Source organism: Bacteroides sp. An279 (assembly GCF_002159615.1).
Classification (GTDB): Bacteria; Bacteroidota; Bacteroidia; order Bacteroidales; family Bacteroidaceae; genus Phocaeicola; species Phocaeicola intestinalis.
The window spans coordinates 1-18,545 of sequence record NZ_NFJA01000079.1; the positions used below are offsets into that span (position 1 = coordinate 1).

18 protein-coding genes are annotated in these 18,545 nt (G+C 45.5%); 13 read left to right on the forward strand and 5 right to left on the reverse strand.

All coding sequences use genetic code 11. The features are described from left to right. The first annotated feature begins 175 nt into the window (after nucleotides 1-175). Nucleotides 176-691 (forward strand): methylated-DNA--[protein]-cysteine S-methyltransferase, encoded by a 516-nt coding sequence (locus B5F78_RS12785; protein ID WP_087406895.1) that lies wholly within the window; start codon nucleotides 176-178, stop codon nucleotides 689-691. Between the two features lie 110 nt (nucleotides 692-801). Here B5F78_RS12785 and B5F78_RS12790 read toward each other — a convergent pair whose 3' ends face one another. After that, on the reverse strand, nucleotides 802-2,544 hold the full coding sequence (locus B5F78_RS12790; protein WP_087208221.1) for a phospho-sugar mutase: 1,743 nt from the start codon (nucleotides 2,542-2,544) through the stop codon (nucleotides 802-804). 407 nt (nucleotides 2,545-2,951) lie between these two features. Between B5F78_RS12790 and B5F78_RS12795 the strand changes: the two genes are divergently transcribed. Then, nucleotides 2,952-4,616 carry an AMP-binding protein gene (locus B5F78_RS12795; protein ID WP_022040897.1) on the forward strand — a complete coding sequence of 555 codons (1,665 nt, stop codon included), beginning with the start codon at nucleotides 2,952-2,954 and terminating at the stop codon, nucleotides 4,614-4,616. 106 nt (nucleotides 4,617-4,722) lie between these two features. On the opposite strand, the gene B5F78_RS12800 is transcribed toward B5F78_RS12795, so the two are convergent. Further along, entirely contained in the window at nucleotides 4,723-5,097 is a 375-nt protein-coding gene (locus B5F78_RS12800) for a DMT family protein (RefSeq protein ID WP_022040898.1), read from the reverse strand. A 23-nt stretch (nucleotides 5,098-5,120) separates the two neighbouring features. Further along, on the reverse strand, nucleotides 5,121-5,942 hold the full coding sequence (locus B5F78_RS12805; protein ID WP_239473467.1) for a tRNA 2-thiocytidine biosynthesis TtcA family protein: 822 nt from the start codon (nucleotides 5,940-5,942) through the stop codon (nucleotides 5,121-5,123). A gap of 358 nt (nucleotides 5,943-6,300) precedes the next feature. Here B5F78_RS12805 and B5F78_RS12810 point away from each other — a divergent pair, with 358 nt between their 5' ends. The 9 genes from B5F78_RS12810 to B5F78_RS12850 all read left to right on the forward strand — a co-directional run bounded on the left by B5F78_RS12810 (nucleotide 6,301) and on the right by B5F78_RS12850 (nucleotide 15,621). After that, entirely contained in the window at nucleotides 6,301-7,725 is a 1,425-nt protein-coding gene (locus B5F78_RS12810) for a tetratricopeptide repeat protein (protein ID WP_087406896.1), read from the forward strand. A 41-nt stretch (nucleotides 7,726-7,766) separates the two neighbouring features. Then, nucleotides 7,767-8,237: an NfeD family protein gene (locus B5F78_RS12815; RefSeq protein WP_087406897.1), complete on the forward strand. Its 471-nt coding sequence runs from the start codon at nucleotides 7,767-7,769 to the stop codon at nucleotides 8,235-8,237. Nucleotides 8,238-8,266: 29 nt separating this feature from the next. Then, the gene (gene floA, locus B5F78_RS12820) at nucleotides 8,267-9,271 is read left to right on the forward strand and encodes a flotillin-like protein FloA (protein WP_087406906.1); all 1,005 of its coding nucleotides are present in this window, start codon (nucleotides 8,267-8,269) and stop codon (nucleotides 9,269-9,271) included. 222 nt (nucleotides 9,272-9,493) lie between these two features. After that, the gene (locus B5F78_RS12825; RefSeq protein WP_087406898.1) at nucleotides 9,494-10,378 is read left to right on the forward strand and encodes a nucleoside phosphorylase; all 885 of its coding nucleotides are present in this window, start codon (nucleotides 9,494-9,496) and stop codon (nucleotides 10,376-10,378) included. Between the two features lie 19 nt (nucleotides 10,379-10,397). Continuing rightward, complete coding sequence (locus B5F78_RS12830) at nucleotides 10,398-10,904, forward strand: GAF domain-containing protein (protein WP_087249142.1); 507 nt, start codon at nucleotides 10,398-10,400, stop codon at nucleotides 10,902-10,904. Continuing rightward, the gene (mnmE, locus tag B5F78_RS12835; protein WP_087406899.1) at nucleotides 10,901-12,277 is read left to right on the forward strand and encodes a tRNA uridine-5-carboxymethylaminomethyl(34) synthesis GTPase MnmE; all 1,377 of its coding nucleotides are present in this window, start codon (nucleotides 10,901-10,903) and stop codon (nucleotides 12,275-12,277) included. The genes B5F78_RS12830 and mnmE overlap by 4 nt, the downstream gene beginning before the upstream one ends. Nucleotides 12,278-12,545: 268 nt before the next feature. Further along, a complete protein-coding gene (locus B5F78_RS12840; RefSeq protein ID WP_087406900.1) occupies nucleotides 12,546-13,457 on the forward strand; it encodes a helix-turn-helix domain-containing protein in 912 nt (303 codons plus the stop codon). 92 nt (nucleotides 13,458-13,549) lie between these two features. Beyond that, the gene (locus B5F78_RS12845) at nucleotides 13,550-14,656 is read left to right on the forward strand and encodes a site-specific integrase (protein WP_087406901.1); all 1,107 of its coding nucleotides are present in this window, start codon (nucleotides 13,550-13,552) and stop codon (nucleotides 14,654-14,656) included. A gap of 197 nt (nucleotides 14,657-14,853) precedes the next feature. After that, nucleotides 14,854-15,621 (forward strand): mobilization protein, encoded by a 768-nt coding sequence (locus B5F78_RS12850; protein WP_087406902.1) that lies wholly within the window; start codon nucleotides 14,854-14,856, stop codon nucleotides 15,619-15,621. 8 nt (nucleotides 15,622-15,629) lie between these two features. Here the strand turns inward: B5F78_RS12850 and B5F78_RS12855 are convergent, their stop codons facing one another. Both B5F78_RS12855 and B5F78_RS12860 read right to left on the reverse strand, forming a co-directional pair. Continuing rightward, nucleotides 15,630-15,908 (reverse strand): hypothetical protein, encoded by a 279-nt coding sequence (locus B5F78_RS12855; protein ID WP_118308425.1) that lies wholly within the window; start codon nucleotides 15,906-15,908, stop codon nucleotides 15,630-15,632. After that, the gene (locus B5F78_RS12860; RefSeq protein ID WP_087406904.1) at nucleotides 15,905-16,255 is read right to left on the reverse strand and encodes a hypothetical protein; all 351 of its coding nucleotides are present in this window, start codon (nucleotides 16,253-16,255) and stop codon (nucleotides 15,905-15,907) included. Before B5F78_RS12860 ends, B5F78_RS12855 begins: the two co-directional genes overlap by 4 nt. A 324-nt stretch (nucleotides 16,256-16,579) precedes the next feature. Between B5F78_RS12860 and B5F78_RS12865 the strand changes: the two genes are divergently transcribed. Then, complete coding sequence (locus B5F78_RS12865) at nucleotides 16,580-16,948, forward strand: helix-turn-helix domain-containing protein (protein ID WP_087406905.1); 369 nt, start codon at nucleotides 16,580-16,582, stop codon at nucleotides 16,946-16,948. Nucleotides 16,949-16,959: 11 nt separating this feature from the next. Continuing rightward, nucleotides 16,960-18,327: a DUF3987 domain-containing protein gene (locus B5F78_RS12870; RefSeq protein ID WP_087406907.1), complete on the forward strand. Its 1,368-nt coding sequence runs from the start codon at nucleotides 16,960-16,962 to the stop codon at nucleotides 18,325-18,327. Nucleotides 18,328-18,545: the final 218 nt, after the last annotated feature.

An 18,545-nucleotide genomic window follows, 5' to 3' on the forward strand; every position in this document is an offset into this window, starting at 1 on the left:
TGTTCTTCGTCAGATAGCCCGCTATCTTCCTCATCACAGAAGCGAAAATGCCTCAAAAACTCATCCCAAATCATCGCACGATAAATTCAAAACAGCTTCTAAAAAAACAGTCATAGCTTTCATTGGATGGTTGGGAAGAAAAACGTATCTTTGTTACAATAAAAAACGATTTCGCATGAATGGATATCTATATAAATGCCTGTCTCCACTGGGTGACATAACCCTTGCCAGCAACGGTGAAGCGCTGACCGGATTATGGTTCGACGGACAAAAATATTTTGACCCTGCACTGACAGCTACCTACGTTGAAAAGGAGCTTCCTGTGTTTGTTGAGACTCTTGAATGGCTGGAACGATATTTCAACAGAGAACTTCCGGGTGTACCGCCTGCCCTTCAACCGCAAGGTTCCCCTTTCCGGCAAGCTGTGTGGAATATACTAAAAGAAATTCCTTACGGACAAACCGTCACTTACAAAGACATTGCACAAAAACTCGCCCGCCAAAAAGGTGTCGAGCATTTTTCGGCACAAGCTGTAGGTGGAGCTATCGGACATAATCCCATCAGCATTCTTATTCCCTGCCATCGGGTTATAGGAAGCAACGGAAATTTGACTGGTTACGCAGGCGGACTTTGGCGAAAAGAAAAATTACTGGAATTGGAAAGGGAACATTTCCTTTCCCGTAATGCCTGAGCCTGTTTCAGAAAGTGTTTTTGAATTTTCAAGTAAATATCTGAAGACAAAAAAACCAACTAATTCACACTCTAAATGTGAATTAGTTGGTAATTAATCTAAGCTACTGATCAGATATTCAACGATTTCTTCACAGCTTCTACTTTTTCAAGAGCAGCGGCTGTTTCGCGGGCATAACACTTCGGACAGCCCATTTCGCCCTTCACCTCCACGTAGAACTTAATTTTCGGTTCAGTGCCCGACGGACGAACAGATACCTTCGTACCATCTGCCGTGAAGAACTGAAGCACATTTGAGGTCTCAGGCATTTCAATATCGGTCACATTGCCCTTGTTATCGGTAGCCTTCAGCGTCTTGTAGTCTTTAGTCAAGGTCACTTCTGATCCACCCAATTCTTTCGGCGGACAAGCACGGAAGTTGTCCATCATCGCCTTGATTTCATCGGCACCGCTCTTACCCGGTTTCACTACATTTACGGTTACTTCTTTCGAGAATCCATATTCCAGATAAACTTCCATCAGGATGTCGTACAAAGTCTTTCCCTGGTCTTTTGCCCAAGCACAGATTTCAGCCAGTAACGAGCAGGCAGATACCGCGTCTTTATCGCGTACGAAATCTTCAGCAAGGAAACCGTAACTTTCTTCACCGCCACCGATGTATTGCTCTTTGCCTTCACGCAAACGAATTTCACGGGCAATCCATTTGAAACCGGTATAGCAATCTATCATCTTGATGTTATTCTTTTCTGCCACTTTACGGATAACTTCGGTAGTCACAATGGTCTTCACGATAAACTCGTTGCCTTTCATTTTGCCCATTGCGATACGGTTCTTGATGATGTAATACAAGAATATCAGGCAGGTCTGGTTACCGTTAATCAATACCCATTCACCTTTATCATCCTTGCAAGCCATGCCTACACGGTCTGCGTCCGGATCGGAAGCCATTACGATATCGGCATCAATGCTCTTGGCAAGGTTAATGGCCATAGTCAAAGCTTCTGCATTTTCCGGATTCGGAGATACGACTGTCGGGAAATCGCCGCTCTTCACCATCTGTTCAGGAACACAATGCACGTTTTCGAAGCCCCACAGCTTTAATGATTGTGGAATCAGCATCATACCGGTTCCGTGCAACGGCGTATAAACAATCTTCAGGTCTTTCTGACGCTTGATTACTTCAGGATCGATAGATATGCCATGCACCTTTTCCAAATAAATATCATCGATATCTTTGCCAATAATTTGAATCAGTTCTTTGTTGCCCTGGAACTTGATATCGGTTACCTTTACCTTGTTTACTTCATCGATAATGCCTGTATCGTGTGGAGCAAGCACTTGTGCACCGTCTTCCCAATATGCCTTGTAGCCATTATATTCTTTCGGATTGTGCGAAGCCGTAATATTGATACCGCTCTGACAACCCAAATGACGGATAGCAAACGATACTTCCGGCGTAGGACGCATATCATCAAAAAGATATACCTTGATGCCGTTTGCCGAGAAGATATCAGCTGAAATTTCGGCAAACTTACGGCTATTGTTGCGGCAATCGTGCCCCACTACTACTGCAATGTCTTTTTTCCCGGCAAAGCATTTGTTCAGGTAATTGGCCATACCTTGTGTAGCAGCACCTACTGTATAGATGTTCATACGATTTGAACCCGCACCCATGATGCCGCGCAGACCACCAGTACCGAATTCTAAATCTTTATAGAACGCATCGATAAGTCCGGTTTTGTCTGTGTCTTCAAGAATCCGTTTTACTTCGGCCTGTGTTTCTGCATCATAAGCAGGAGTCAACCAGCTCTGAGCCTTTTCTGTACAAAGTTTGATTAATGCTTCGTTTTCCATGATGTTATAAATATTATTAAAGTTAGTAATATGCATAATACATTTGGTACCCCAAAAATAAAAGATTCATTCTACATATCCTAATTTTAGGACATTTTTTTTAAAGCCATTTTTAAGCAATCAATAGACTGTTGAAAAATAACCAATCCCCAATTGACCAAAAATCCTCTTCAAACGAACATAAGTGATACGACTGACTCACTTATGTGAAACGCCCGAGTTACTTATGTGAAACGGGGCACTCACTTATGTTCATCAAAAGGCATGCTTGACATCCAAATATAAACCAAAACAATGTGGAATGAGGCATTTATTTGGAAAAAGTTCGCAACACATACACTTATAAGCCTAAATTTTTATTACTTTTGCGCACAATTCACCAACTTCTGTGCAATTTTTTAAGAAAAATGGAGAACAAAGAAAGCTTGATACAATTAATAGAAGAAAGCATACGCCGGAACTGGGACCGCGATGCAATGACCGACTACAAAGGTGCTACCTTGCAATACCGGGACGTGGCACGGAAAATAGAAAAGATGCACATCCTTTTCGAGTTTGCCGGCATTAAACCCTGCGACAAGATTGCCCTATGTGGACGAAACAGTGCCAATTGGACTGCTGTATTCCTGAGTATCATTACTTACGGTGCTGTGGCAGTACCTATCCTACACGAATTCAAGGCAGACAACGTACACAATATTGTCAACCATTCCGATGCCCGGATGATGTTCGTAGGCGACCAGGTGTGGGAAAATTTCAATGAGGCTGCTATGCCCAGGCTGGAAGGCATCATCGAATTGAAGAACTTTGACCTGGTGGTATCGCGCTCAAAACAATTGACCTACGCACGCGAGCATCTGAACGAAGAGTTCGGCAAGCGCTATCCATGCCGATTCCGTGCCGAGCACGTGTCTTACCGGCGTGAAGACCCGGAAGAACTGGCTGTCATCAACTATACTTCGGGTACTACCGGATACTCGAAAGGTGTGATGCTTCCATACCGGTGTTTTTTGTCGAATATTCAGCACATCCATCGCAAAGTGGGGCTGCAAGCCGGTGACAACGTTGTATCCATGCTCCCTTTAGGACACATCTTCGGACTTACCTTCGATTTCTTGTATGGAGTAACTGTCGGTGTGCACCTGTGGTTTCTTACCCGTATGCCCTCACCTAAAATCATAGCCGAGTCGTTTGCAGAAATACGTCCGCGTGTCATTGCCTGTGTACCCCTTATCGTAGAGAAAATATTTAAAAAGAACATCCTGCCCAAAGTAGACAACAAACTGGGCAAGTTGCTTTTGAAACTTCCCATCATCAGTGACAAGATAAAAGAACAGATACGCAATCAGGCAATGGAGGTATTTGGCAACAACTTCATCGAAATCGTTGTAGGAGGAGCTCCTTTCAATGCCGAAGTAGAAGCTTTCCTGCGCAAAATAAACTTCCCCTATACCATCGCCTATGGTATGACCGAAGCGGCACCGCTTATCTGTCATAGCCGGTGGGACGAAATCGAATACACTTCGTGTGGCAGGACTGTCAGCAATATGGAAACGAAAGTGCTCTCACCCGACCCCGGACACATTCCCGGAGAACTGGTATGTCGGGGACGCAATGTAATGTCCGGGTATTTCAAAAATCCTGAAGCCACCGCACAAACCATCGATGCCGAAGGCTGGTTGCACACAGGTGACATGGCAATAAAGGATGCCGAAGGAAATATCTTTATCAAAGGAAGATGTAAAAACATGCTGCTTACCGCTTCAGGACAAAACATCTACCCTGAAGAAATCGAAGCACGACTCAACAACATGCCTTATGTGGGTGAATCGCTGGTGCTTCTCTCGGGCGATAAGCTTATTGCGCTGGTCTACCCCGACCACGAAGATACTTTCGCACATGGGCTAAGTGCCATCCAACTGGAACAGCTGATGGAAGTGAACCGCGGCGAACTGAACAAGCAACTCCCCGCCTATTGCCAGATAACCCGCATCCGCCTCTATCCCGAAGAGTTCGAGAAAACGGCAAAAAAGAGTATCAAGCGATTCCTTTACCAAAACATCGAAAACTAATAAATAATTGCTTTTTTGTCTGGAAGGACCTTACACATATTCCCGACGCCATCTGTGTGCCTCAGAATGCATAGACAGATGGACGCCGGATACATACAAATACTCTCTACTTCTTGAACACAAAGTATACTGCAAGGATCAGACAGACAAAAGCAGCAAAATGGTTCCATTTCAACTCCATCTTAAAAGCTATCATCGAAAACACGGTGAATACGGAAAGCGTTATTACTTCCTGTATCACTTTAAGCTGCATAATGTCGAACGGTCCGCCACTATCGCGAAATCCTAAGCGATTGGCAGGTACCTGCAGGCAGTATTCGAAAAAAGCGATTGCCCAACTAAAAGCTATGACACCTATCAGCGGTAAAGAAGCAAACCAACTGAACTCTTCGCGCATCTTCAGATGCCCATACCAGGCAAATGTCATGAAGATGTTCGAAAAAACCAACAATACAATCGAATAAATTCCTTGTGTAAACATTTTGAACAATTAATAATTAACAATCAACAATTAATAATTAACTTGCTGGATTTGCAATCCGCGTCACCAGCAAATGGTAGCCCCTCACTCCTTTCGTGGGGAGGTTGGAGGGGGGCTTTCCTCGGAAGTAAGTCTTCTTGAATATTCGTCATGCTGTTCCAAAGACTATAACGGGCTTCGGGGTTCATACGCTCCAGTGTACGCAACACTTCCTTCATATTGGTACGGTGTGAATCTTTCTCATAAGGACAATTCTTCAACTGCTTATGATATTCACGGATGCGTGCCAACTCCGACAACTCTGCTTCGTGTACCAGACACAACGGACGAATAATCGTCATGTCAAACTTGCGCATCACCAGCCGCGGAGGCATTGTACTGAAAGCTCCCTGAAATGTCATATTCATTAAAAGAGTTTCCAGAATATCGTCCTGATGATGTCCTAGGGCAATTTTATTACACCCCTGTTCTTTTGCTATTGTAAACAAAGCTTTCCGCCTGTTCCACGAACAAAGGAAACAAGGTGACTTGCGAGTATCAGTCGAGGGGTCGAACGAAGTTTCATGGCTCACGAAAGGCACACCCAATCCTTCGGAGAATGTACGGAGGTAGTCCGTATCCGACTCATAGGCAATATTAGACATCACTACATGCGCTGCGATTACTGAAAAGCGAGGTTTATAGATGCGAGACCGCTTGGCTAGCAATTCCAGCAGAGCAAGCGAATCTTTTCCACCCGAAAGTCCCACCAGTATCTTATCGCCTTCATCTATCAACCCATATTCCACTACTCCTTTATTAAACCTCCGGTTGATGGTATGTATCAGTTTTTCTTCTTTTCCCATGTTTTTTTCATTCTTTGTGAACACAGAGGCACGGAGACACAGAGGGATATTTTATTTTTGAATATCCGCATTTCACCCAATTGCCATGTAGGGGCGTATCGCATACGCCCGAATACGTCAACTAATCCACGTGGGTGTCTTCAGGGCGTATGCGATACGCCCCTACATGGGATGTTTGCGGATATTCAAATTATTTTATGGTAAAACCGCAAATAAAATCTCCGTGCCTCTGCGCCTCTGTGTTCAAATCCGGGCACAAAAGTACATCAATTTAGCGACTCTAAAAAAAGAAATGGAAAATATGCTTCGAATTTCAAAGAAAGTTTGTACTTTTGAGAAAACAACACGAAGAATACACATGAACAGAAAAAAAAATATGCTTGCCGCCCTGCTCCTTGCCCTGACGTGCGGAGGGACGGTGCACGCCCAAACTTTGAATCAGGCAAAAGAATGGTTTAACGAAGGCAAGTTTGCCGAAGCCAAACCCGTATTCGAGAAACTGGTGAAACGTGCCCCTTCGAATGCCAATTACAATTTTTGGTACGGGGCATGTTGCTTCGAAACCGGAGAATTGGCGGAATCACAACCCTATCTTGAGAAAAGCGCAGCCCGGAAAGTGATTAACGCCTACCTCTATTTAGGCAAGCTTTACTACACCCAATACCGTTTTGACGATGCGGTAGAGAACCTGGAAGAGCACATCATGTGGCTGGAAAAGAAAAAACAAGATACAGAAGAAGCTGAACGGATACTCTCGAAATGCCGGTTAGCGGCGCGTATGCTACGTGGTACGGGACGGGTGACCGTAATAGATAGTTTTGTTGTGGATAAAACCTCGTTTCTTTCTGCCTATAAACTGAGCAAAGCTTCGGGAAACATTGAAATGACCGATAACGGAGAGGGTGCCATCTATACCAATGAATGGGGAGACAAGACCCTCTTTCCGCAAACCGACGAGGAAGGAAAATTCCACCTCTATTCACGCATGAAACTTATTGACCGCTGGAGCGACCCCCAGCCTTTGCAAGGGATAAGCCAGAGCGGGTACAGCCAGAACTTCCCGTTCCTCGATTCGGACGGCATCACCCTTTATTATGCCGCAGAGGACGAAGAAAGCCTGGGGGGCTACGACATTTTCATCACGCGCTACGACTCGGACGAGAACACGTACCTGCGCCCCGATAACATCGGCATGCCGTTCAACTCGCCGGCGAATGACTATATGTATGCCATCGACGAAGTGAACCGCCTCGGCTGGTTTGCTTCCGACCGCTACCAGCCCGAAGGTAAGGTATGCGTCTACGTGTTCGTCCCTAACGAATCGAAAGAAGTGTACGACTTTGAGACCTCCGCCCCTGAGGACATCATTGCCCTTGCCAGCCTGAAGGAAATAAAGAGAACGCAGACTAGCGATAATGTGGTGCGGAGCGCCAAACAACGTCTGGCACAAGTAATGTATGCCGAAGACACAAAGAAAAAGAAAGGTGATTTTCGCTTTGTAGTGGATGACAATGTCATCTATCACCGTCTTTCCGACTTCGTTTCGGAAGAAGCGCGCGAACAATTCCGCTCTTACCTCCAAAAGGAAAAAGACCTGAATGAGCTTCAGGCCTCGCTCGAAAACCTGCGCACCGCATATCATGAAAGCAACCAGGCGGGGAGAGACCAGCTTGCCCCCGGCATCCTGGACAAAGAGCGGCGCGTGAAAGAGCTGCAGGATGAAATCGCGGAACTGGAAACGGCTATACGGAATACGGAACTGGAGAAAACGAAAAGAAGGTGACAAGAGAACCCGTCACCTTGCCAACTAAAAAAACGACACTTATGGAAATACTTATCATCATCGCGCTTATCGTGGCAGGACTGATACTCTTCTTTATCGAAGTGTTCCTCGTGCCGGGCATTACCCTTGCAGGCATCGCGTCGGCATGCAGTCTGCTCTATGCCATTTATTATGCCTTCAGCGACATGGGTATGCAAGCGGGATTCGTCACGCTGGGCATCGTGGTTCTCGGCATCATCGGCATCACCGTATGGGTGATGCGCTCGAAAACGGTAGACCGGCTTTCGCTGAAGAAAGAGCTTGACTTCCGCCCCGAGCCATTGAAAGGGCTTGACATCCGCGTGGGCGACCGCGGGACGTCTGCCACGCGCCTCACGCTGATTGGGAACGCGGAAATCAACGGGCATCTCATCGAGGTACAATCCGCCGACGGGTTCATCGATGAAGGCACGACCATCGAAGTGACCCGTATCGGTAACAATACGGTTTATGTAAAACGTGCCGGAAACTGATTTTTATTCACCTTTTAATATCTATGATTATGATTATCCCTCCCCTCTACTTGCAGATTATTGCCGTGATTGGAATTGTCATCATTTTGGCGGTATTCTTTCATTACGTTCCCTTCTTCCTTTGGCTTTCCGCCAAAGTATCGGGCGTACGCGTATCATTGGTACAGCTTTTCCTGATGCGCATCCGTAACGTGCCTCCCCATGTCATCGTGCCCGCCATGATAGAAGCCCACAAGGCGGGGCTGAACACCATCACCCGTGATGAACTGGAAGCCCACTACATGGCAGGCGGACACGTGGAGAAAGTGGTGCACGCGCTGGTATCGGCATCGAAAGCCAACATCGAGCTTTCCTTCCAGATGGCAACGGGCATCGACCTTGCCGGACGTGACGTGTTCGAGGCGGTACAGATGTCGGTCAACCCGAAGGTGATTGACACGCCTCCTGTGACCGCCGTGGCAAAAGACGGCATCCAGCTCATCGCCAAAGCCCGCGTAACGGTGCGTGCCAACATCCGCCAGCTGGTGGGAGGCGCAGGCGAAGATACCGTCTTGGCACGCGTAGGCGAAGGCATCGTATCGAGCATCGGCTCGTCCGAGAATCATAAGTCGGTACTGGAAAACCCCGACTCTATCTCGAAGCTCGTGCTCCGCAAAGGGCTGGACGCCGGTACCGCTTTTGAAATCCTCTCTATTGATATAGCCGACATCGATATAGGCCGTAACATCGGGGCTGCCCTCCAAATGGACCAGGCAAACGCCGACAAGAACATCGCCCAAGCCAAAGCGGAAGAACGGCGTGCCATGGCGGTCGCGCTGGAGCAAGAAATGAAAGCCAAGGCGGAAGAAGCCCGTGCCAACGTGATTCAGGCAGAAGCCGAAGTGCCCAAGGCCATGGCAGACGCTTTCCGGAGCGGGAACCTCGGCATCATGGACTATTACCGCATGAAGAACATCCAGGCGGATACCGACATGCGGAACAGCATCGCCCAGCCCGACCAGCATCCCGCGGGAGGCGAGCCGATAGGAAAATAGAATCTCACATTCTCACCACAGATTACACAGATTTTCAATTGATAAATGGAACGCAGAAACGCAAAAACGCGAAAGAAAAATTTTGAGAAGGCTAAAGGCCGCAGAGCCAAATGCCAGCCTTTGTGCTTTTTGCCCTTCTCAAAAATAAAAGCTCTGCGGCTCTGCGTTCTATTTCATTAATAAGAAAAATCTGTGTAATCTGTGGTAAAAAACACGACTACTATGCAAACGAAAACTTACTTTCCCCCATCCGAACTCATCATCAACGAAGACGGTTCGGTGTTTCATCTTCATGTGCGTCCCGAACAGCTTGCCGACAAGGTGATACTGGTAGGCGACCCCGGACGGGTGGACCTGGTCGCTTCGCACTTCGACACGAAAGAGTGCGACATCCAGAGCCGCGAGTTTCATACCATCACCGGAACATACCAAGGCAAGCGTATCACCGTGGTCTCTACGGGTATCGGATGCGACAACATCGACATCGTGCTCAACGAACTGGACGCACTTGCCAACATCGACTTCGGGACACGTGAAGAGAAAGACAACTTGCGCCAACTGGAACTGGTACGTATCGGCACGTGCGGAGGGCTTCAACCCTATACGCCCGCAGGCACTTTCGTCTGCTCGGAAATCTCCATCGGCTTCGATGGGCTGCTCAACTTTTACGAGGGGCGGAATGCCGTAAGCGACCTTCCTCTGGAACGCGCCTTGCTAAACCACCTGGGATGGACAGGAAACCTCTGCTCCCCCACTCCATACGCCGTGCATGCCAATCACGAATTAGTGGAACGCATCGCAAGAAACGATATGGTAAGAGGAATCACCGTGGCATGCGGCGGATTTTTCGGCCCTCAAGGCAGACGCTTGCGCATCCCTCTTGCCGACCCCCGCCAGAACGAGAAAATAGAGAGTTTTGAGTACAAAGGACAGCATATTACCAACTACGAAATGGAAAGTTCCGCCATAGCCGGCCTCTCCCTTTTGCTTGGGCACAAAGCCACAACGGTATGCATGGTCATAGCCAACCGGGTAAAGCAAGAAGCCAATACGGGTTACAAGAACCAAATAGACGACCTTATCCGTGTCGTGCTTGAACGGATTTGATTTTTTATCCTTAATTACAATGGAAGCTAATTTCAAACAAGACCACATTACAGACAAAGCGGAACGCTACAAAACGTTTCTCCGCCAGTTTGCCCCCCTTATCGAGGGTGAAACACATGAAATAAGCGTACTCGCCAATACATGCGCCGCCCTAAAAGAAGCTTTCGGCTTCTTTTGGGTAGGATTTTATTTAGCGGAAAACGATGAACTCGTATTAGGGCCTTTCCAAGGAAGCGTGGCGTGCTATCGCATCAAGAAAGGACGGGGCGTGTGCGGAACCGCCTGGGAACGGATGCAGACATTGGTTGTGCCCGACGTGGAACAATTCCCCGGACACATTGCCTGCAGTTCGCTCTCGCGTTCGGAAATCGTAGTGCCTCTTATTGTCCAAGGCGAAGTAAAAGGCGTGCTCGACATTGATTCAGACCTTCCGGCGGCTTTCGATGAAACCGATAAGCTGTACCTTGAACAAGCGGTCCGGATACTTGCCGGCACCTTATATAATCATAGCAGACAATCCATATGAACCACCAAGATACCATTTGTGCCATAGCCACTGCCCAAGGAGGAGCGATAGGCATCGTTCGCGTGTCCGGTCCCGATGCCGTGACATTAACCGGCCGTATTTTCACCCCCATAGGCTCAACCGTCCCTCTGACGGAGCGCAAGCCCTACACCCTTGCCTTCGGGCATATCAAAAACAGCAAAGGAGAAATTATCGACGAAGTGCTGGTCTCTGTCTTCCGTGCCCCCCATTCCTATACGGGCGAAGATGCCACCGAAATTTCGTGCCATGGCTCGGCGTATATCCTCCAGCAAGTGATGCATTTGCTCATCGGGCAAGGATGCCGTACGGCAATGCCCGGCGAATATACCCAGCGCGCTTTCCTGAATGGGAAAATGGATTTGAGCCAGGCGGAGGCAGTAGCAGACCTTATCGCCTCTACGTCTGAAGCTACCCATCGCCTGGCCATGAATCAGATGCGCGGAGGTTTCAGCCGAGAACTGGCTAAGCTGCGCAACCAGCTCCTTCACCTCACTTCGCTTATGGAGCTGGAGCTGGATTTCTCCGACCATGAGGAACTGGAATTTGCCGACCGTACAGAATTGCAGGCTCTTGCCGCACAGATAGAACAGCTCATCACTCATTTGGCTAACTCTTTTCATGCGGGCAACGCAATCAAAAATGGCATTCCTGTAGCCATCATAGGCGAGACCAATGCCGGCAAGTCCACATTGCTTAATGCCTTGGTAAAAGAAGAACGCGCCATAGTAAGTGACATCCACGGCACCACGCGCGACATTATTGAAGATACGATAAGCTTAAACGGAATCACTTTCCGTTTCATCGATACTGCCGGCATCCGCCAGACCCAAGACACGATAGAAGCATTAGGCATTGAGCGCAGCTTCCAAGCCATTGACCGGGCACAAATCGTAATTCTCGTATGTGACAAATCACAAGGAGAATCAGCCTTTCAAGCATTCTACCGGCAAGTGGCCGGCCGCCTTGAAGGCAAACAAGTCATCGTAGCCCTTAACAAATGTGACTTAGCGGACACTCCCACCTTCCTCTCTCCACAAGGAACAGTCATTGAGATATCCGCCAAGAAAGGACAAAACATCATCGCCCTGCAAGAAAAGCTGGTGGAATTTGCCGCTCTTCCAGATATCCAGACCGGCGATGTCATCGTAACGAATGCCCGCCACTATGAAGCCCTCATCCATGCCCTTGCGGCTATCCGGCGCGTGCAAGAAGGATTGTCTACAAACCTCTCCGGCGATTTCATCTCGCAAGACTTGCGCGAATGCATCTTTCATCTGAGCGATATTGTAGGTGATGTAACGACAGATGAAGTGCTTAGCTCTATTTTTGAGCACTTTTGCATCGGCAAGTAAATACTTGATTATCAAATAGTTAAATTGATTATAATCGATTAATATGGCGCTCTTTACGGGCGCCTTTTTTGTTGCTCAAGTATCGTTGATAATCGTTGCTAAGCCTTTTTACGCCATTTTTTGTACCTCCTGTGTACCTCACCACGAAAATCTGAGGATTATCGTTGGCAAGGTCGTGGAGAAAGTTGAATATGGTTGAATATAGTTTAAGATGGTGGAATAAAACTGGAGAAATCAAGGAGAAATAAACCCTAAAAATTCAAGTAAAATGGCAAAGAGCAACATTAGAATTAAAAAGATTTGTGAGTGGTGTGGCCAAGAATTCGTAGCACAAAAAGTAACTACGAAATACTGCTCACACAGATGCGCGAATTTGGCTTATAAACAGGCCATACGAGCAAAACGGATTCAGCAGGAAGAGCAAAGGATTCAAATCGTTAAGAGTGAAAAGCCTTTGATAGATATTAAAGACAAGGAATATTTGTCGATCGCTCAGGCTGCTACTTTGTTGGGGCTTTCACTGCAAGCTGTTTATAAAATGATTTATACTGGACATCTTGTTGCTTACAAGTTGAGCAGTAGGCTTTCATTTGTTCGGCAGAGCGATATAGAAGAGATGCTCAAAAGAAACCCATACAAGAAACGACAACCTAAAGACACTCTTCCTATCACAGACTTCTATACCACCAATGAGATTAAAGAGAAATTCGGTGTCAAAGATTCCTGGATATTTCATATAGCTAAAGAGCATAATATCCCTAGGACATTTAACCGTGGTAAAACCTATTGGAGCAAAAAGCATATTGACGACTACTTTGCAAAGAAAGCTCCCGATCCTGAAATCAAGGAATGGTACAGCACGCAAGACATGCAGGAGAAGTTCGGCATGACACTAACGGCCATCTATTCTTTTGTTTCAAAGAATGCCATTCCCAAGAAGAAGGTTGGCATCATGGTGTACTACTCCAAAAAGCATGTGGACATTGCCAAAGGTCTCATTGCCCCAGAAGAGCCCAAATACTACACCATTGCCGAAGCGATGGAGCGATTCAATCTGACACGGGATCAACTCTACCATTATGTGAAATACCATAATATTCCCCGTATCAAGGTCGGTAAATATACCAAGATCCTGCGGGCTGAGCTGGACAAGTTCTTTGAGCCTCCAAAGATAGAATGAGCTGAAAGTTATTTTCCGGTGATAAATATCACCATCATAACACCTATTTTATTTGCAACAAAAACGAGTATTAATCAAAAAACAATATAGCTATGACACTTACATGCACCAACGTAACTTTGAGACAAAAGCCATTGCGTAACGACCGCATATCTCTTTATCTGGATTATTATCCGGCCATCCGCAATCCTTACACGATGAAGATGAGTCGCCGGGAATTCCTCGGCATCTACATCTATGCCAAGCCGAAGAACGAGCAGCAAAGAATGTTCAACCAGGATATGCTGAACAAGGCAGAGGCAATCCGCTGTATCCGTGTCCAGTCGCTTATCAATGAAGAATTCGGGTTCCTGGACAAGAACAAGCAAAAGGTAGATTTCCTCGCCTACTTCCGGACAAAGGCACGGGAAAAGTATGAGAAATGGGATTGTGTTTACAATCACTTTGAGAAATTTGTCGGCGGCAAATGTACCTTTGGCGATGTCATCGTGGAACTGTGCGAGAAGTTCAGGGATTACCTGCTCAAATGCAAACAAATCAATCATCCCAATGCTTATATCTCACGCAATTCGGCAGCCGGATATTATTCTACATTCCGAGCCCTGTTGAAGATAGCCTATAAAGAAAAGATGTTGCGTGAGAACTTGAACGACTTTCTGGAAAAGATTGAATGGAAAGAAGTCAAGAAAGAGTATCTGACACTTGATGAAGTCAAGAAACTGGCCGCTACACCCTGCAAAATTCCAGTCTTGAAACAGGCCTCCCTGTTTGCCTGCATGACCGGCCTCCGTATCAGTGATATTCTGAAGTTGGACTGGCGTGATTTTGAAGTCGGTCCGGATCAAGGTTACTACATCCGAATCTGCACCGAAAAGACAGAAACCGAGGCCACCCTTCCCATCAGTCAGGAAGCACTGGAGTTGTGTGGCGAATGGGGCACCGGAAAAGTCTTCAAAGGCTTAACCCGCTCCATGACTCATCATCCCCTGAAACAATGGATTGCTGAAGCCGGAATCAGAAAACACATAACCTTCCACTGCTTCAGGCACTCGTATGCGGTCATCCAAATCTCTTTAGGCACAGATATTTACACAGTATCGAAGATGCTAACGCATAAGAATGTCACCACTACTCAAATCTATGCTGATTTGGTTAATTCCAAGAAACGAGAGACGGCGAATAAGATTTCACTGAAATAGTATAAAGCTCTGTAACGTAAGACGAGTCCGACATGTGGTTAAAACCTAGTTGGACTCTTCTTTTTTATTCTATTGTGGCATAGATGGTATAGAAATAAGTACCATATCGAGGACAAATGCTGCCACTTTCTTGGATTTATAACATGGTATTTATGAAATGACATATATTTGCGCACAAACAATTAGCAAATATCACTATGAATCAGAAAAGTATAGAACATATAGCACTCTATTCCCTTGTCTTGGTAGGCACTCTTGTTGTTGGGGTTTTAGCTCGTCAGTTTGTTTTATCCAATGGTGTTGACGATTTCAGTAGTAGTGTTGCATTTTTTGCGACAGTAATTGTCTTAATGGCGATCTATGCCAGCTTACAGACAACTTTCAATCAGTTTCTGCTGCCACGCATAGAAGCTTTTTTATTGCGTTTCTCTGCTTTTCAAACGATGAAAAATCACAATGATACCGTTTCTGAGCCGGAAGCCACTACAATCAAAGAATCAAACCAGGCTACGCCTGATGTCATTGAGCCTGCTCCTACCACTGAAGAAGCAATCTCTGGACCTTCAGAATATGAAGTTATGCGAACCAATTCTATCGCAAAAAAGAATCGTGCTATTCAAACCAAATTGGAAAAGGTCATCAGCTATACGAAGCAAACAATGGTTGCCTATATGAGTGAAGAGGATCTCAACCGTCTATGTACATACGTTGCTGAATATAGTTCAGGCGATACCTTGCAAAAGATAACGCCCGTAAAGGTGGATTCACAACTTAAAAGCATTGATATTATGCACTTTGGATGGAATATAGGCAAGGCTTTTGGCAGAAAGCGTATTCATACTGCAACCTTCATCAAGAATGTCTTTGCCCATACCCTTCGTGACTTGGAGATATCAACAATTGAGCGTAAAATGTCACATACAGAATCAGTATGTTGTATTAAATTAGATGTAAAAATAGTATAATTCAGATATTAATCTACTTCAATGTAATCTACTTTTTTTGAATAAGGAAGAGTTTGAAATATTACCACTGCATTATTGGGGGCAGGGTACAGCTTAACCACATTATTTTCAACTGCTGTTAAAAGCAAATCAAATGTTTTAATTGAATAATCATCAGTATCTTCCCATTCTTCTCTACTCACAAGGAATAAGCCATCACCAATTATTCCATTCTCATAATCATTTTTACGACACACAAGGACAAACTCTTGTTCGTCAAACATTGGGATATATTTTGCATTAATCATAATTTATCCTTACTACTAGCTAAAAACATATAAATATCTTCTCTGAATTTTTCTAAAATAGGAACTTCCTTTGGCGAATAATCCCAATAAGGTTTTAATGTCTTATCTTTTTTAATATTCTCTAGTTGCTCATTTATTGTGATACATTCTTCTTCTGAATGCAAACCTGTGTATCCATCAAAATGACATATTACAGCATTCACATTGTGTTTTTTATATACAATAGAATAATTAGATCTCTTATTATCTAACACCGATGGGTAATGAACATTTAGAATACTTTCAATACCCCCAAAACAAGTAGTTTTTAATGTTAGATTAATTTCTGAGTTTTGAACTTGAAGCATTATATAATCATGATCGTTTTGATCATATAATTCTTCATATTGATAATGCTCAATAAAAACAGACTCCTTATCATATTCTTTATCCTTTATTTATTTCCGTCGTAAATCGTTGAATCTTTTTTACGATTACCTCAGTAGCATATATCATACTCTATAAGAATTACATAAACGCGCTCTACATTTTCCACAATGCAAAAGTACTCAAAATCCTAAAAATCACTACCAATCACCACCAAAAGTTATCTCACAGTTATATTCCGGTGATGTTTCCCACCATCAAAACACCAATTTCCTTTGCCAGCGAACAATTAAAAACGAGTACGTATGGCAAACGAACAAATCACTTTTGATAAGCTGCCGCAGGCGGTAGGTTATCTCACAGAACAGATGGAACAAATCCGTCAAATGGTGGCGGCACTGCAACCGCAGGCTTCTTCCGACAAGCATCGTCTTATTGAAATTGACGAAGCCTGTAAAATCACACGAAAGGCAAAGCCTACCATTTACACGCTTGCGCGTAAAGGACTAATTCCAGCTTATAAAAAAGGTAAGAAACTCTACTTCTATGAAGATGAGTTGCTGCAATGGATTGAGTCCGGTCGCAAGCAGATGCAGGCCATGTCGATCCAAGAACAGGCAGCGGAGATAGTACATGGAGCGAAACGCAAACCAAAGGGAGGTTATAACTTTTGATCTGCATGGATATGGAAACCTCCAAATTAACCGCAGAATGTATTATCGGCGAAGCTGTACGCATCGGAGCCAAGATGTCTGGCGGTGAATTCCCAATAGATGTCTTTCCTATCAGGATTCAGCGTATAATTAGCAGTTTGCACGATTGTCAGGGCTATCCCGTGGATTATGTCGCTGCGGCTATCCTTGCGGCCATTGCTGTGGGGATTGGCAACTCCCATCTGGTGCAGGTGAAGCGCAACTGGCTGGAAAGTCCCATTCTGTACATGGCACTGATTGGACGCCCTGGAGCCAATAAAAGTCATCCGCTGAGTTTCGCTTTCCAGCCGTTTATTGAACACGATTACCGTCAGAATCAGGAATATCAGAAGTTGTATGCCGAGTATGAACGCTCTATGTCCATGAGCAAAAAGGAACGTCTTGAAGCCGGTTTGGATGAGTTTCTGCAGGCTCCCGTGCGCAGACGCTTTCTTGTTTCGGATATCACTCCCGAAGGATTGAGCCAGATACATGCCCAGAATCCCAGAGGACTATGCCTTTGGTCGGACGAGCTGTCGGCCTGGTTCAAGAATTTCAACCGCTATAATAACGGTTCGGAAGAACAGTTTTGGCTTTCGGTGTTCAATGCCAAGCCCACTATTTCCGACCGCAAGAGTACGCAAAGTTCCATTTTTATCAGACGCCCCTATATCTCTGTTATCGGTACTATCCAAAAGAAGATTTTGGGCGAACTGGTCAAGGGCGAGCGTTCGAGTAACGGTTTCATAGACCGTATTCTTTTCGTGATGCCTGAATCTGTCTTGAAAAGCAGATGGAACGACCGGGAAACTCCTGAAGAACTGGAAAGCCAGTGGCAACAGATTATCGACAAGCTGATCACACAGGATTGTCCGCATGACGAGAACAATGAGTTACAGCCTCAATGCCTGCCATTCGATGAAGATGCCAAGCAACGGCTTTACGGTTGGCAGCATGAAAATGCCCGTCAATGTGATATGGAAACCAATGATGCTTTGGTAGGTATTTACTGCAAACTGGAAATCTACATTATCCGGTTTTGTCTAATTATACAGCTTGCCCGATGGACTTGCGGAGAGTGCGATAAGCATACGATTGACCTTGAAAGCGTGAACCGTGCCATCCTGCTGGCCGAGTATTTTCGGACAACAGCCGTAAAAGTGCAGACTGCCGTCAGTCAGGAACAGTTGAGCGAATTGCACCGCAACATCTACCTGAATCTGCCTCAGAGATTTACAACGGCAGAAGGTATCGGTATTGCTGAAAGTTACGGGATGAAGGAACATGCTTTCAAGATGTTTCTAAAACGCCACATCGGAACATTATTCAGAAAAGAGAATCATGGAGAATACAGTAAATAAACCTGTTACTATGCACATTTTCGCAACCGAGGGGTTTGTGAAGTTGCGAAAATGTGCATAGTAACATCCAAACAGAAAGAAAAATGAGCTACAGATTCACATTAGAACCAATCGAGTAGGAGGTAAACATTAATCATAGGTGTTTATCTCCTATTTTCATGTTCACCGACCTCTCACACCACCGTACGTGCCGTTCGGCATACGGCGGTTCCTATTTT

What these genes read in the sequence shown, in the direction of transcription:
- B5F78_RS12790 (WP_087208221.1), bottom strand. Translation starts at nt 2,544, where the DNA reads ATGGAAAACGAAGCATTAATCAAACTTTGTACAGAAAAGGCTCAGAGC.
- floA (WP_087406906.1), top strand. Translation starts at nt 8,267, where the DNA reads ATGATTATCCCTCCCCTCTACTTGCAGATTATTGCCGTGATTGGAATT.
- B5F78_RS12865 (WP_087406905.1), top strand. Translation starts at nt 16,580, where the DNA reads ATGGCAAACGAACAAATCACTTTTGATAAGCTGCCGCAGGCGGTAGGT.
- B5F78_RS12845 (WP_087406901.1), top strand. Translation starts at nt 13,550, where the DNA reads ATGACACTTACATGCACCAACGTAACTTTGAGACAAAAGCCATTGCGT.
- B5F78_RS12795 (WP_022040897.1), top strand. Translation starts at nt 2,952, where the DNA reads ATGGAGAACAAAGAAAGCTTGATACAATTAATAGAAGAAAGCATACGC.
- B5F78_RS12855 (WP_118308425.1), bottom strand. Translation starts at nt 15,908, where the DNA reads ATGATTAATGCAAAATATATCCCAATGTTTGACGAACAAGAGTTTGTC.
- B5F78_RS12825 (WP_087406898.1), top strand. Translation starts at nt 9,494, where the DNA reads ATGCAAACGAAAACTTACTTTCCCCCATCCGAACTCATCATCAACGAA.
- B5F78_RS12815 (WP_087406897.1), top strand. Translation starts at nt 7,767, where the DNA reads ATGGAAATACTTATCATCATCGCGCTTATCGTGGCAGGACTGATACTC.
- B5F78_RS12840 (WP_087406900.1), top strand. Translation starts at nt 12,546, where the DNA reads ATGGCAAAGAGCAACATTAGAATTAAAAAGATTTGTGAGTGGTGTGGC.
- B5F78_RS12810 (WP_087406896.1), top strand. Translation starts at nt 6,301, where the DNA reads ATGAACAGAAAAAAAAATATGCTTGCCGCCCTGCTCCTTGCCCTGACG.
- B5F78_RS12830 (WP_087249142.1), top strand. Translation starts at nt 10,398, where the DNA reads ATGGAAGCTAATTTCAAACAAGACCACATTACAGACAAAGCGGAACGC.
- B5F78_RS12800 (WP_022040898.1), bottom strand. Translation starts at nt 5,097, where the DNA reads ATGTTTACACAAGGAATTTATTCGATTGTATTGTTGGTTTTTTCGAAC.
- B5F78_RS12805 (WP_239473467.1), bottom strand. Translation starts at nt 5,942, where the DNA reads ATGGGAAAAGAAGAAAAACTGATACATACCATCAACCGGAGGTTTAAT.
- B5F78_RS12850 (WP_087406902.1), top strand. Translation starts at nt 14,854, where the DNA reads ATGAATCAGAAAAGTATAGAACATATAGCACTCTATTCCCTTGTCTTG.
- B5F78_RS12870 (WP_087406907.1), top strand. Translation starts at nt 16,960, where the DNA reads ATGGAAACCTCCAAATTAACCGCAGAATGTATTATCGGCGAAGCTGTA.
- B5F78_RS12860 (WP_087406904.1), bottom strand. Translation starts at nt 16,255, where the DNA reads ATGCTTCAAGTTCAAAACTCAGAAATTAATCTAACATTAAAAACTACT.
- mnmE (WP_087406899.1), top strand. Translation starts at nt 10,901, where the DNA reads ATGAACCACCAAGATACCATTTGTGCCATAGCCACTGCCCAAGGAGGA.
- B5F78_RS12785 (WP_087406895.1), top strand. Translation starts at nt 176, where the DNA reads ATGAATGGATATCTATATAAATGCCTGTCTCCACTGGGTGACATAACC.